The 15,369-nt window shown below is 72.2% G+C and carries 1 protein-coding gene (cut by a window edge); it reads right to left on the minus strand.

The window, feature by feature from the left end:
- Nucleotides 1-15,369 carry the 3' portion of an EndoU domain-containing protein gene (locus tag ACIBTS_RS02335; RefSeq protein WP_399315923.1) on the minus strand. It continues 12,918 nt past the right edge of the window, so only the last 15,369 of its 28,287 coding nucleotides appear in the window; the start codon falls outside the window, past its right edge; the stop codon is at nt 1-3.

The following is a 15,369-nucleotide window of genomic DNA, read 5'->3' on the forward strand; positions in this document are numbered from 1 at the left end:
CTAAGGCAGCCGGCCGTCCTTCTTTTGCGCGGTCAGCCGGGCGAAGTCCTCCCGCACCGCCTCGGGGAAGAGTTCCGGACGCTTGCGCAACAGGTTCGCGAGGTCCGCCGAGGTGAGTGCCAGATCGCGCAGCGGCACTTCGGTGTCGGGTGCGAGCTCCCAGGTGGCGGTGGCCGACCGGGAGTAGCCCAGGCCTTCCACGTCATCGCGCCGCACATGGGTGTCCAGCACGTCCCGGGAGTCGAGCAGCGCGCGGAACTCCGCACCGAAGTCCTGTACGGCCGCGCTCTGTTCCGTCGAGGACCTTTCGGCGGAGCCGTCCACGGCTCCTGGGACGTCGTTCGTCGGCCGGTCCGGTCGGGCCAGCAGGTACTCCCGGCCTCTGCGGTACAGGATCACCTTGCGGCCGTCCGGCTGGCCGCCGGTGGCACGGGTACGGGCGGTGCCGTCCTCGGCGACGACGGTCACGTGGGCGCGGAGGACGTCGGCCGCGTGCCGGGCCGCGGCCTGCTCGGTCGCCTCGTCCCAGACGCCGCCCTCAGCGGTGGCGCTCGTGGCGTCCTCGGGGCGGGTCATGTGCGGCTGGGCCGTGAGGAGCGCGCGCTCCTCACGGGTGACGTCCGGCAGGCCGGCGACGACGGCGGACCAGAAGCCGTTGCCGTCGCCCACGGGTTCGACGAGGGTGTGGACCGTGCCGTCGGGGCCGGTCAGCGTCGGCGTCCGGCCCGGTGTGAAGGCCGGGCGCCAGGGACCGGAACCGGCTGCCCACGGCGCCGTGGTGTAGGCGGGCCGCGCCGGCCGGGCGGCCGGCGTTTCGCGGTCCTGCGCCGCCTCGGCGGGCGCGGGAAGCGGGGGCTCCCGCCGGGCGTCGGCGGAGGGCAGGGCGGGCCGGTAGTGCTGGTCCTTCAACTGCAGCACGACGTGCGGCAGCTGATCCTCGGCAGGGTCTGCGGCCTCGGAGAGCGAGGGCGAGAAGTCCTGGAACCGCCCGTCCGCGCCGACCACGGTGACCCGTACACCGAAAGCACGGGCGGCCAGCACGGGCAACAGGTCCGCGGCGCCGTGGTCCCATCCCGCGCGCTTGGGGGCGTCACCCCCGCGCAGCAGCTGCTCCCGGGCCAGACCCTCACGCTGTTTCTCCGGCAGCACGGTGTGCAGCGGTATGTGGCCGGAGTCGGCGAGTTCGCGCCGCTCGGACCTGTTCAAGGGCATCGTGCCGGGCTTCAGGTTGCTGATCCGGACGGTGCCCGTGGAGGTGATCCCGCCGGCCTCCAACTCGTCGCCGCTGAACGTGTCCCCGGTGTCGGGCGAGGTGACTGCCAGCAGGTCGGCGTGGTGGTGCAGCTCGTCGGCGAGCAGCCGTCGCAGACCCCCGACCAGCTCCTGTCGGTCCGTCACGTCCACCCGGGTGCCGAGCCTTTCCGGGTCGGCGTGGTGCAGTCCTTCGGCGAGGGCGTGGTAGAAGCCGTCCCCGTCCTCGGGCACGTCGTACAGCGTGTACGACTGGCGGCCCTGCGGCGATTCCGGCGAGATGAGCAACTCAGGATCGCCGGGCGCGCCCTCCTGGACGACGTACACAGGGCGCTCGGGGTCCGGATCGCGGTCCGCCGCGGTGAACACCACGGCCGGCGGTTCGGTCAGGCCCGCGCGCGTCTCCGGCTCGCCCGGCCGGTGTGCTTCGGCCGGCATCCGGTGCCAGCGGGTGAGCCGGTCGGCCTCCGCCCGCACGCGGTGGTACTCGCCGACCGCGTCCTCGGCACGTCGGCGCAGAGTTTCCAGCAGCTCGCTGTTGTCCGGCTCCGGGTTGTTCTCCGGCTCCGAGGTGTCCTCCGGCTCCTGGGTGTTCTCCCGGAGTTCGGCTAGTTCCCGGCGCGTTTGCCAGTACGCGCGGTCCGCACCTGCCCAGGCGTCGCCCGCCTCGGTGACCTGCGTCCAGGCGTCCTGGACCACGGGCGGGAAGTTCCCGTCGTCGACGAGGCCCAGGTCCCGGGCGACGTCCTCACTCACGAGCACTTCGAGCACGGTGTCCGCGTGGACGCCCTGCGGAAGGGGCCTGACCCGGCCGAACGCCAGCCATCGCTGCACCTCGGCGATGCCCAACCAGGCGGTCGGGACGGCGAACAGGAAGTGGCGTCCGCCCCGCTCGGTGCTGTTCGCGGCGCTGTGCGTGGCCGAGACGGCACGCCTGTCGGCCTCGCCGGAGGCGGCCGTCCCGGAGACAGCCGGGACCGCCGAGCCGGCCTGGCCGGCGGACAGGACTGGCTGCAGGGTGGCCGAGACGCCCTGGCTCGCGCTGTGCGAGAGCGCGGTGCCGGCGCTGGTGGCATCTCCTTCCATGGTGATCATGGCGCTGTCGGGGAACACCGTCAGCAGGGTGGCCCGGGAGAGGTCCGGCTTGGAGTAGAGCCGGTACTGGCCGTGGGACCAGTTCACGGACGTGTCGTCGTCCAGTCCCAGAACGCGGTAGCCGTCCCGGGCCCCGCTCTCCGCGAAGAACGGGGCCAGCGCCGCGTCGCTGATCGCCTCGTCCAACGCCAGCCCCGAGACCGTACCGGGCCGGGTCAGCGCCGAGTCACGGGCCTTTTCCAGCGCCGCGTCCAGAGCGCGTCCGGTCAGCTCGCGCGCTCGGTCCGGCGTGGCGTCGACGCGGGTGCCGTAGGCCGCGGCGACGGCCAGCTCGCCGGCCTCCCTGAGGTTGCGCAGCCCGCTGACACGGCGGACCTGGAAACCCTGAGCCGGCGGCTCGAAGGGCGCCCTGGTGCCGTCGGGCCGTGCAACGGAACGCCAGTCGTCGATGTCCTGCTGGGAGAGTTCCCCCCGTGCCCGCAACCTGACCGACCGCGCGGTCGTGTCCAGCGTGGGCGTGCCAAGTGGATCGCCTTCCGTGACGGAGCGGGCCTCGGGGACCGTAAGACTCAACGGCATCTGTTCCCGCAGCAGGCCGACCGAGCCCTGGTGGGTGACGGTCTCGCCGTTTCCACGGTCGAGGGTGAGGCGCAGTTCGTACCCGGTGAGGTATTCGGCGTGCGGTCCTACCGTGTAGAACATCTGCATCCGCTGTTGCGTGCGGGACCGGCTGGAGGACAGCTGGTCCGCGGTGCCGAGCCGCCCGCTCAGGCCCGCCCGCACGGCTGTGAGATCGCCCGGGTGCGGCGACGCGGCCGAGGAGACGGTCCCCACGCCCTGGGTGATGCTCCAGCCGGCCCCACGGGAGGTTTCCGCGGACCTCTGCTCGGTCTCGCTCATGGTGGCGACCCGGGCGTCCCACACGACGAGTCCGTGGTCGAGGCGGTCGAATGTCGACTCGCCGGCGATGAGCTCCACCCGCAGGGAGCCGAAACCACCGCCGATACGGATACCTGCCAGGTTCCGATGGCTGAGGCGGGTGCGGGCGGCCGCGCCGATGGAGGTCATGTGCTCGCGCAGGGCCCGCAGCGCTCGCGGAGAGACCATGTCACGCAGCCGCTCGAGCCCCGTCTCGTCGACGGCGACGCCCCGGTTCCGCAGTTCCTGCATGAAGGCGGTCAGCACATTGCCGGTGTCCAGCTCGCCCGCGGCATACGAGCCGAAGGGGTGGTCGTGCAGCCACTTCGGAAGCGTCCACGGCCTGGCGGTGTAGCGCGGCACCCGGCCCAGCCCGTCCTGGATGAACCCGAGCTCATGCGCGGCCTTCTCCGGCAGGTGCCCCAGCCAGTCGTTCGTGAACGTCAGCCGCCTGCCGGCGAAGCTGTTGCGGTTCCACGAGCTCAGCAGCGGGCCGAGGGCGCCGCCCGGGCGCAGCGAGCCGGCGAGTTCGTGCCGGGTGTCACCCGCGACCAGGACGTGGTGGCGGTCGTCCCCATGGCCGACCTCGAAGGTCACCGTACGCGAGACCGCGGTGGCCGTGGTGAGGGAGCCGGCCCGGCCGTACGACAGGCCGTAGGCGGTGGTGAGCGCTGTCCCGTCCCGCCCCGTCAGCGCGTGCGCGGCGGTGACCCCGAGGGACCAGGCGGAGGAGCGGGTGGTGCTCGCCGATCCCGCCGCCTGCAGATCCATGGAGAGCGAGTGTTCGGTCGCTATCGTGACGGGCTTGGACACCACGACCAGATCGAGGACCCGGATCCGGTGCACCACGGTGCCGTCCCGGTCCCGCAGGCCGCCCTGAGCTCTGAGCAGCAGCCGGGACCCGGCGGAGGCGGACGCCTGGTCGAAGCCGGCAGCAAGGTACTGCGGTTGGAAGTGCCGCATCAGGAAGTCGTGCGGCAGGGCGCCGGTCCTGGTGAAGCGCCAGGACCCGCCGGACAACTCCGCCATCAGCTCTTCGGCGGCGCTGTTCAGTTCCGGGTGCGCGCCGATGCTGAGCGTCTGGTAGGGGTGGCTTCCGAACACGTTCTGCCAGGGGCCCTCGTCGCCGGACACGTCCTGCCCGTGGCTCTCGGACGCGGTCAGCAGGTCGCCCCGGGCGTGCGGCTCGCCGGTCACCAGTGCACGTGCTTCGGTCATGTCCAGTGGTTCCACGACGGATCTCGGGCTGCCCGCCCCGTCGGCGTGCGGATCCGTGGCGGGGGTGTGCTCGTCCGGCACGGACAGCAGGACCCGGCCCCGCATCGAGGCGAGGGCGGTATCCCCCTCCTGCCGGAGGAAGGACGGCATGCCGAGTACGCCCAGCGAGGCGGCCCTCGCTCCGCTGCGGTAGCGCGAGAACCCGTCGATCCTCGCGGTGAGTTCCAGGTCGTAGCCGAACAGGTGGGACGATTTCGAGCCCTCGGCCAGTGTCTCGTGCGAGACGGTTGAACCGTGGTCGCCGCCGCGGCCCTCGGCGCGCTCCCACCGGGGGCCGGCAGAAACGGTGACCGTATGCCGCGACCCCTCCGCCGGGTTGACCCGTACGCTCGCGTCGGTCCCCGCGCCGATGGCGCGCGTCACCCCATGCGAGCCGTCGAGGCGTGTCGTGCCGGGCGCGGCGGCCCTCACGGTGAAGTCGTTCTGGGTGCCCTCGTAGCGGCGTCCCGTCAGTACACCGCTGATGTGCAGCGTCAGGCGGGGGCGCAGCAAACCGGTCGGCCTGGCCATCAGGTCGATGGTGATCCCGGTCGTGGTGAGTGCCTCGAGGCTGCCGGCCACGCTGTGGTAGGACAGCACGTTCATGACCGTCAGGGTGTTCTGCAACGCCAGGTTGTAGTGCAGCATGTCCCGCCGGCGGCGGCTGTTCGGGGTGCCGGACTCGCCCAGCGGGACGAACAGGTCCGGATGGCGGGCAGCGGCCTCGTCGATCACCCTGTCCGTGAAGGTCTCCAGCAAGCCGCGCCGCCCGTCCGGGCCCGTCAGGTTGCCGCCCGCGTGGGTGAGGGTTTCGACCCTGCTCATGCCGAGCATCGCAGGGCGGTCCGGGGTCAGGTACAGCGGAGCGAAGGGTTCGATGGCGTTCCTCGCGCGCAGGGTCGTGCCGTCGTCCCAGCCCGCGAGGCGACGTGCCTCGGTGTGTGTCATCCGGTCGAGACTCCAGGTCTCGACGCTGACGGGCTCGCGCACACCGGGCAAGCGCACCGTCACCGTCTTGACGACCCGGTACAGGGCCGTCGGCGCTTTCTTGACCCTGCCCACGGTCTTTCGGCTTCCCGAGCCTCCGAAGACGGTGCCCTGCGTGGTGCTGCGGCTGAGGCTGCCACCGATACCGGCCACGACCGGGCCCCAGGCGGGGTTGCCCGAGTCGAAGAACTTACCGACGCCGGCACTGAGTTCTCTGCTGGACGTCCTGGAGGCGATGCGTTCGTTCGTGACGGTCTGTTGGATGGTGCTGCGCAACTCGACGGCCTTGCTCTCGGTGAGCCACTCGGCCTCGCCGGGCACGGCCCTCTCCACGATGACGGCCCCCAGCGGCGACCCGTCGTCCGCCGACAACAACCCCGTCGTCACAGGGCCCCGGGCCAGCCGGTCCGCGAGACCGTGGAAGTTCTCCGAGCTGAAGAACCCGGCGATCCGTTCACGTGCGGCCTTGTTCCCGGCGCCATCCAGCTCCAGCTTCTCCAGGATGAGGTCCCGCAGGCGCTTGACGGGCCCGTATCCCTCGGTGTGCACCAGCCGGTAGTCGGACTGCGGCCCCAGCTCGATCCTGCTCGGCACGCGGCCCGGTTCGCCGGGTGCCGTCGCACTGTCCGGCAGCCGCACCGCCAGCCCGTGCCGCACGGCGAAGGCGAACGTGTCCTCGCCCGGGACGCTGCTGTTGCGCCCCCGGCCGGCACTCCCGAGCCGCGGCGGACCACTGACGGAGACCTCGTACCACACGTCGTCCAGGTGGAGGTGCGACCCGTCCTTGGAGTACTGCTCCAGCCTGGCGGTGCTCCGGTCCCCCATCACGTACTGCTGCGCGCGGGTGACCCCGGCCGCCGCGCCGACGCGCGCGGACACTGGCCACGCGCCCGGCCAGAGGGCAACGCCGGCCGAGAGCCCCGTACTGCTGGACACCTTCTTGGTGGTGCCGGTGGTGACCCTGCTTGCCTGCTCCGCCTGCCGCACGGCCGGATCAGCCTGGGCATCGGCGAACCGCTCCCAGTTCCCGTAGGGCCGCGTCGTCACTCTGAGCACCTGGTCCAGGCCGTGGCCGAAGGCAGGGGATTCGTACCCGTCGCCGTCGAAGACGTGCGCGGTGGCGCCGAGCGCGCGCCGCAGGTCCTCCAGCGCCTCGTCCAGGCCGGGGGTGCTACTGCTTCGGCCCGCGCCGAGCCGGTCGGTGATCGCCTGTACGACGCTGTCGACGCCGCGGAGGGTGTACTGGCTGAAGCCGAAATGCTCCGGCAGCCGACTGTCGTCGTCGAACAGCACCGGTCCCGCCTGTGGCGACGGTGCCGGCATGGAAAGGTCGATACGCGGCGGCCGGTGGGTGTCGAGCTGCGACTCGATCCGGATCGAAGTGTCTCGCCGCTCACCAACCTCAGGGGCGGCCTCGGCACCCTCCTCGGACGCCGCGTGATCCTGGTCCTCCGGCTGCCCCGAAGAGCGCTCGTCCGCCTCACCGGGCCGAGCAGGCCCGTCACCGGTGGTACCGGCGAACGAGGCGACGGCGGAACCGAGCACGGGCGAAACGACCTCGCCCGACGGCGCCTGGGATGTGTCAGCCGCAGCGCCCGACTCCCCGGCAGCTACCGGGGGCTCGGCTGCGGGCCGTGGCTGCTGGACGGCCACCGGTTCGCGCTCCTGGGCCGCCCCAGCCTCATCGGACGAGGAGAACGGCGCCGACAGGGCACGGCCGACGCCCGGCGACCGACGCCCGTCGGCCGCCTCCGGTTCGTGGAACGACGACTCGGCGGGCACCGCTTCGGTGCGGCCGGAACGGGCTGGCGGCACAGCGGGGCTCGCGGCGCGCGGTCCGCCGGCGGCAGGCACCTCGTCGTCCTGGCCCGCCGGTTCCGGCTCACCGGTGACGTCACCGGCTCCCGGCCGCTCCTCGTCGTCCTCCGGCTCGGGCGCGGCCTCCTCCTCCGGGTGGGCGTTCGGTGTGCTCACGGGGGCAGGACGGTAGGCGGGCGTCCGCGCGGGTGCGCCGGGGGCGGTGATGTCGTCGTCCGTCTCGCCGTCCGACAGATCCGACAGATCCGACAGGTTGTCGCCGTCGGTCGTGCCGGGGGCGATCAACAGGGACAGGCCGTTGATTTCCGTTTCGTCCAGGTCGTCGAAGTCCGCCGGCGGGGCCGACGGGGCGCCGGACGGGACGTTCGAGGGCCAGTCACCCCTCTGCGAGGGATCGGGTTCACGCAGTGTGGTGGGCCGGCCGAAGGGGTCGGCGAATGCGAGTCGCTCGACGGCCTGGCTCAGAGCCCGAGGTCCGTCTTCCTGGTCGGCGTCGGCGGGCAGTCGCCAGGCGTCGGCGGGCGGCGCCCAGCCGTTCACCAGTTGCTCGACGAAAGTGCGCAGCTCGGTGCCCCTCGGCAGGAAGCCGACGATTCCACTGGCCATGCGGCGCAGGTCGCGCCCGACCACGAACAGTGTGTGATGGGCCTGCTCCACGTCATCGGTGCGCAGCAGCGTCAGCCCGACCAGAGCACCGTTCGTCTGCGACACGTTCGCGGCTCGGATGACGGCACCGGGCATCTCTTGCCGAACCTTGTCGAAGGTCTTGTCCATCCATGCGAGATCGGTGCCGGGCGCGGGGTCGAGATGTATCCGGACGGTCAGCTCGACAGCGCGCTGACCGTTGGCGAACAGCAGGTGCCGGACGTCGAAGGGGAGCACCCGGCCGTCGTCGCTCGCGACCGTCACCGAGGGAACCCGCACCTCGCCGACCGGCCCGGAGCCGGGCCAGGTGACGTGCGGTTGTACGTACGTGGGCCGGAAGACGAGATGCCGGCCGTCGCGTACCAGGCCCTCGATGCGGACGTCTGCGGCCGTACCGACCCAGTGGTACGTGCCACGGTCGTCGACCTGTCTGACAGTGCCCGCGTCGAGCGCGGACCCGTGCGCCTTCTCCACGTTGCCCAGCAGCGTCTCCGGTTTCCACTCGCTAGGGAACATCACATGCTGGTCCCCGTCCACGTGCTGCTCCCATGCAAGGGGCAGGAACGGGCGGCCCGGACCCACGCGGAGCGCGGGGTGGAGGAAGAAGACATCGGCGTCGTACGTTCCGTTGTGGTGCTCCTGGCCGCGGTTGATCTGCAGACCGTGGAACCTCATCTGGTCCGCCCGCGTCAGTCCGGGTTCGCTGTGGGCGCCGGTGCGGGAGCGGCGGTCGCCGTACCGGACCAGGTCCTCCACACGACGGCCGAAGACCGGACCGCCGTGAGGGCCGACGGCAGGTGCGGGGGGTGCGGCATGAGTCGGAGTGAGGGTGTCGGCCTGGTCGTCGCTCGGGCGGAAGCCGGTGAAGACCCCCTGCGAGACCTCTCCCTCGATCCACACGCCGGCGTACTCGCCCCGCCACGTGTGGACACCGGACCGCCCGGGCACCGGCTGGACGGTGCCGTTCCGCAGGGCGTGCAGGTAGGCCTGCTCGGCGGCGTAGACCGCGTCCTCCTCGGTCCAGTGCGCGGGGAACATCATCAGCCCCGGGTCCGGCTGAGCCGGAAGCAGGAGATCGCCTGCGATCAGGTCCGTGAGGTTCTCCCGTACTCCTCGCCGGTGCATGTCCGGGTACGTGGCACGGTAGGTCCCGTTGTCCCTGGCCGTGCCCTCCAGCGTCACGGGCCGGGGACGGTCGGAGGCCGGTGGCGGGGTGATGCGCCCGCCCCCACCGGTGCGGGCCTCGCCGTACAGCGCCGACCTGCGCACGTCCAGGGCGAAGTGGGCGCGCGTGGGCAGCCCGTCCGCGCGCGGGTGCAGGGTGTCCTCGGTGGAGAAGGCCACCCCGTGCGCGGTCCGGCGGTCGGCCGTCCCCAGGGCGTCCTCGATCCACGCCCCCAGCTGGCGCAGGTACCGGGGAGCGATCCGCATCCGGCCCCAGTCCGCTCCGACGAAGTGGTCGACGTCCACCTCGGGGCGGCCCCGGTGGTCGCGCAGGAAGGGGCCCATCAGACCCTCGTCCTCGTACACGGCGCGCTGGCGGTTGCGGTCGCCCTCCCGGTACTCGTCCTCCAGGCCCAGCAGGTGCCCCACCTCGTGCGCCAGCACCTGCGGTTTCGTGTCGGTTCCCCAGTTCCTGTGGTCGGCACGCGGATAGTCGGAGTGCACGGTCACGACGTGGTGTGCGGAATCCCACTCGGTCACGAACTCCAGGTCGACCCGGAAGAGATCCCCGTTGGGCAGCCGGTGGCCGGTGTTCCACCGCTCGTCGACACCCTGCTGGGCGCGCTGCCTCAGATCGGTGAGCGCCTCCTCGGTGATCTGCCGGCCCCGTTTCTGGTTGAGGAACAGGCGGACCGCCGCGACGGAGCCGAACTCGCCCGACGGCAGCCGGTACCGGCGCGCCTCGAAGTGCCTGAGCCACAGGGCGCCCCCGTCGGGCTCCCCGACCCACCGGGCGTCCTGGACCGGCCGGATCCGGGCGCGGCCGGTCTCCACCGCGCCCGGGAAGGGCACCTCGGGCGCGGTGTCGGGGACCGGCGCGTCGGGGTCGGAGGCGGGGTCGGTCTCCGTCGCGCCCGGGAAGGGCACCTCGGGTTCTGCGCCGGGCACCGGCGTGTCGGGGTCGGAGGCGGGATTCGGCTCGGAGGCGGGACCCGGCTCGGCGTGCGGGTGGGCGTGGCGGCTGAGCAGGTCCACGACGGACTGCCAGACCCGGCCGGCCCAGGCGACGAGCCGCGCCGGCAACCCGGTGAGCGCGTCCCAGATGCCCCGCAGACGGTCCCAAACGGCCGGGACGGTGTCAGCGTCGAGCGGTAGACCGTCCCGCGGCTCCTCCGCAGGAGGTCGCGCCGCGGACGGGTCTACCCCGGCGGATGCCGGGTCCACAGTGTCATTGGTGGCGTGCTGCGTCTCGCCCCGGGCGTCTCGCGCGCCCTCCGCCGTGGTCGGCACGCCCTCGGCGGGGGCGGAGCGCGCGCCGGAACGCCAGATCCCTCGCGCGTTGAAGCCAGGTGTGCCCTCGCCGCCGCGCGGGCTGTCGTCGCTGGGCCGACTCATGTCCAGGCCGGGCCAGCCGGGTTCCGTGTCGAAGCCGGGCCAGCCGGGTTCCGTGTCGAAGCCGGGCCAGCCGGATTCCGTGTCGAAGCCAGGCCAGCCGGATTCCGTGTCGAAGCCAGGCCAGCCGGATTCCGTGTCGAAGCCAGGCCAGCCGGATTCCGTGTCGAAGCCAGGCCAGCCGGATTCCGCGTCGAAGCCAGGCCAGCCCGGCTCCGACACGCTCTCGTCCTCCCGGACGGGGGGCGACGGCCAGTCGCCCCGTTCCGTCGGATCGGGTTCACGCAGGGTGGTGGGACGGCCGAAGGGATCGGCCACGTCGAGGGCGTGGCGCAGTTCCTCCTGTCCGAGTTCCGCCGCCGTCGCGTCGGTGTCGGCGGGCAGCCGCCACCGGTCGGCGCCCGGCGCCCCGTCGTCCAGCAGGTCGACCGCGAGCTGCCGCAGATCGTCCGCTGCCGGTACGAGCTCCATGAGCTGCTGTGGAAAGCCGTCCACGTTCTCGGGACCGACCTGGAGGGAGTGGTGTGCCTCCTCCGCACTGTCGACCCGGACGAGGTCGAGCCGCAGCAGGGGGCCGTCGCTGCCGGACCTCTGCCACGCCTGGGCGGTTTCGGAGGCCGTCGACCTCCGGAGCCTGTCGAACTGAGACTCCAGCTGAGCGGTGTCGGTGCCGGGCGCGGCGGCCAGGTGGAACCGGATCACCAGTTCGACGCCCTGCTGCCCGTTGTCGAACAGCACGTGCCGGACATCGAGCCCGGCACCGGAAACCGACGCGGAGTGCAGGGCCTCGCCGACCGGCGCGCGGCCGGGCCAGCGCGGGTACGGCTGCACCGCGGTGGGCCGGAACACGAGATGCCGGTCGTCACGCACCAGCCCCTCGACCCGCACCCCCTGGGCCGTGCCGACCCAGTGGTAGGTGCCGCGGTCGTCGACCGGCCTCGACATCCCCCGCGCCACGGCCGCGTCGTGGGCGGCCGAGACGGCGTCCAGCACCGCGTGCGGCGCCCAGTCGGCGGGGAACATCACGTGCTGGTCGCCGTCCCGGTGCGGGCGCCAGTTGCCCGCGTCCGCCGCGCCCTTGGCATCGTGCGGAGACACAGAGGGGTCGAGGAAGCGAACTTCGGCCTGGTAGGTGCCGTTGTCGTTCTCCTGACCGGGCATGATCACCAGGCCGTACAACGTCTCGTCGACCTTGGGCGCGTGGTGGGCGCCGCCGAGGGTGCGGCGGTCGCCGTAGCGGACCAGGTCCTCGACCCGCTGCCCGAAGCGGGGACCGCTCTGCGGCGTGCCGAGCGGCACCGGCGGCGCGTAGGCCGGGGCGGGCGTGCCGGGCTGGTCGTCACTGGGCCGGAAACCGGTGAAGGCGCCCCCGACGACTTCCCCCTCGATCCGCACGCCCGCGTACTCACCGGTCCACACCTGGGTGGCGCCGCGGCCCGGGGCGGGCCGGACGGCCCCCTCCCGCAGGGCGTGGAGGTATGCCTGCTCGGCCGCGTAGACCGCGTCCTCCTCCGTCCAGTGCGCGGGGAACATCATCAGCCCGCGCTGCGGGTGGACACCGGCCAGGTCACCGGCGCCGGGCAGCCAGCGGTCCTCGGCACCCGAGGACCCGTCCTCCGGATACTCGGCCCGGTAGGTGCCGTTGGGACGGGTGGTGCCGTCCAGCACCAGAGGCATCGGACGAGACGACCCGGCACCCGGGGCCAGGCGGCCACCGCGTCCGGGACGCGACTCCCCGTGCAGCACCGCGCGCAGGACATCCGGCGAGAACCGCGCCCCGGCCGGCGGCGAAGCCGGTTGGAACAGGTCCCTGTCCTGATCCGCCCTGTTCGGGGCCGTTCCCTCCTCGGTCCTGCTCTCTTCGCCGTTCTCCTCGTTCTCTTCCCCGCGGGTCTCCCAGTCCCGGAGCGTGGCCTCCAGGGATGCCTTGTCCCTGGCCGACTGCTTCCGGGCCTGCTCGATGCCCGCTCCGAGCTGACGCAGATGACGGGGAGGGATCCGCTGCGTGCCCCGTCCCGAGTGCCGGGCCTCGGACATGAGGTCGACGTCCACAAGGAAGCGTCCTGTGGGGTCGATGTGGCTCGCGCCCATCAGCGTCCCGTCGAGGTACACGGCGCGCAGGCCGTACTCGTCTCTCTCGCGGTACTCGTCCTCCAGGCCCAGCAGGTGGCCCACCTCGTGCGCGATGGTGTTCGGCCCGGTGTTCGTTCCCCACTCCAGGTGGGTCGCGCGGCGCTCCAGGTGGCCGTACACGGTGACCGTGTGATGGGCGGTGTCGGGATCGGTGACGAACTCCAGGTCGAGCCGGAAGACATCCCCGTCGGGCAGCCGGTGACCGGTGTTCCACATCGCGTCGACGCCTGCCCGGGCAGACTCCCGCAGGCGTTCCAACTGCTCGTCGGAGGCGAAGGAGGCGCCGTCGAAGTACCTCTTCAGATACACGCGGACCACCGCGCCGGTCGCGAACTCCCCGGAGGGCAGCCGGTACCGGCGAGCCTCGAACCTCCTGATGTTGATTGCGCCATCGAGCGCGCCCACCCAGGGGCGCAGGGCCTTGCCGTCGGGGGACGTCTCCGCGGGCCCCACCTCCAGGCGTTCCACCTCCCGCGTTCCGGCCGCCTCCCGCCTGAGCACCCAGTCCCCGGCGGGTCCCATGGCGCGCAGCGACCGCTCCCGCGGCGTCTCCGCTTCCTCCGCGGCCGCTTCCTGCCCGGCGGTGTCCTCCCCGGCCTGAGCCGTGCCGGAGGCGTCCGCCGTATCCGCGGGCCCCCCGCTGCCTGCCGGTGCCTGAGCGGACGAGGCGGCCGGGGACGACGGAGCGGACCGCGGTGCCGGACGAGCGGAACCCTGCCCCGCGGGCGCCGTGTCGTGGCCGGTCTCCGTCATCGCCCCTGCCTCGGAGGCCTGGTGCGCCGGGAACACCCGGTGGTACAGCTCATTGATCTTGCCGGTGGAGGACGCGTTCGGCACCTGGCCGTTCAGCCAGAGCGACACCCTCTTCGGGCTGACACCCAGCCGCCGGGCCAATTCAATCTTCGTCTTCAGCACGCCGGCCAGGTCGGTCAGGCGGGACAGGGTGGTCCGGTAGGTGTGGAGTTCCTCGGGGATGACGCGTGCGGCGTACGCGGCGATCCGCTCGCGCATCGGCCAAGGCGGTACGGACCTGCCCGCCAGCCAGTCGTCGAGCATCGCCGGGCTCACCACGATGGCATAGTCGCTGAGCGCGGCGGCCACAGCCCAATGCGCGACGGACGTGCTCCGGCGGTTCGTCCACTCCCTCGCGTACAGCAGTTTCAGAATGCCTCTGGAGGACGCGGCGGTGTCCTGTCGCCGAGCGCCGTCCGAGGTGAGTCCGCCGGCAAGTACCCCGGCCGTACCAGGCTGTTCGAGTCGTTGGTCCAGGCGGGGCAGGGCCGGGGGCTCTTCGTCGTCGGCGTCCGGTTCGTGTCCCGGGAAGTGCCGGTGGTACAGCTCGTTGATCTTGCGGATGGAGGACGGGTCCGGAACGCGGCCGCCGTTCAGCCAGAGCGACACCGTGTTCAAGTTGACACCCAGCCGCTGGGCCAAATCCGTCTTCGTCTTCAGTGCGCCGGCCAGGTCGGTCAGGCGGGACAGGGTGGTCCGGTAGGTGTGGAGTTCCTCGGGGACGGCGCGTGCGGCGTACGCGGCGATCCGCTCGCGCATCGCCTGATCCGGGGAGGACCAGCCGTTCCGCCAGTCGTCGACCGTTGCCGGGTCCACCACGACGGCGTCGCCGCTGAGAGCGGTGGCCATCGCCTCGAGCGCACGCGACTTGCCGTGGTGGTTCTTGAGCTCCTTCGAGTACAGGAGTTGCAGAAGGGCGGTGGTGTCCTGTTGCGGTGCTCCGTCCGCCGTCTCGTCTGGGGAGAGCTCGGCGAGCAGTCCGCCGGGCTCACCCGATGGCCCGGAACCGGTCACCGCGTGCTCGCCATCCTGTCCCGCCAGCACTGCGTCCCGCGCCGCTGCCCCGTCGCGCCGGTCCCCTTGGGCGGCGGCATCGCCCTCGTCCCGCTCGTCCGCGGACCCCGCGGGGCTCCCGGCGGTTCGGCGGTCGACCGCGGGTTCTGTGCCGGGGCCGGCCTCCGTGATCGCCGTGGCCACGGAGGCGCCCGCCTCCATGGAGAGGCGTTCCGGCGCCCGGTCATCCGTGTCCGGCGCCTCTTCCTCGTACGGCATCCGGGAGTAGTCGTCCATGACGTCGAACGGCATCCGGGAGTAGTCGTCCATGACGTCGAACGGCATCCGGGAGTAGTCGTCCATGACGTCGAACGGCATCCGGGAGTAGTCGTCCATGACGTCGAACGGCATCGGGGAGGCGTCCTCCGTGAGGATGTCCTCCGTGAGGATGTCCTCCGTGAGGATGTCCTCCGTGAGGATGTCCTCCGTGAGGAGGTCCTCCTCGTCGCCGTACCGGGTCTCCACCACGGGGGTGGAGGGAGTGCCGCCGATCTCGGCTGCCGCTGCCGGATCCTGCGCGGCGTCGCCCGGGGGCTGCTCGGCGAGCAGGTCATCGGCCTCGCCCCACTGGACGAGCCATTGGTCCAGGTGAGACAGGTCCAGAGGCTCTTCGTCGTCGGCGTCCGGTTCGTGTCCCGGGAAGTGCCGGTGGTACAGCTCGTTGATCTTGTGGGTGGATGCCGCGTCCGGCAGGTGCGTGCCGTTCAGCCAGTGGCCCACCGTGTCGGGGTCGACATCGAGTTGCCCGACCACGGCCGTGTACGTGGCCGGTTCACGGACCAGGTCGGCCAGGCGGGACAGAGTGGTCTCGTAGGTGTGGAGTTCCTCCGGGATCACGCGTGCGGCGTGCTCGGCGATCCGCTC

Source organism: Streptomyces sp. NPDC050121, assembly GCF_044460385.1.
Lineage (GTDB): Bacteria > Actinomycetota > Actinomycetes > Streptomycetales > Streptomycetaceae > Streptomyces > Streptomyces soliscabiei.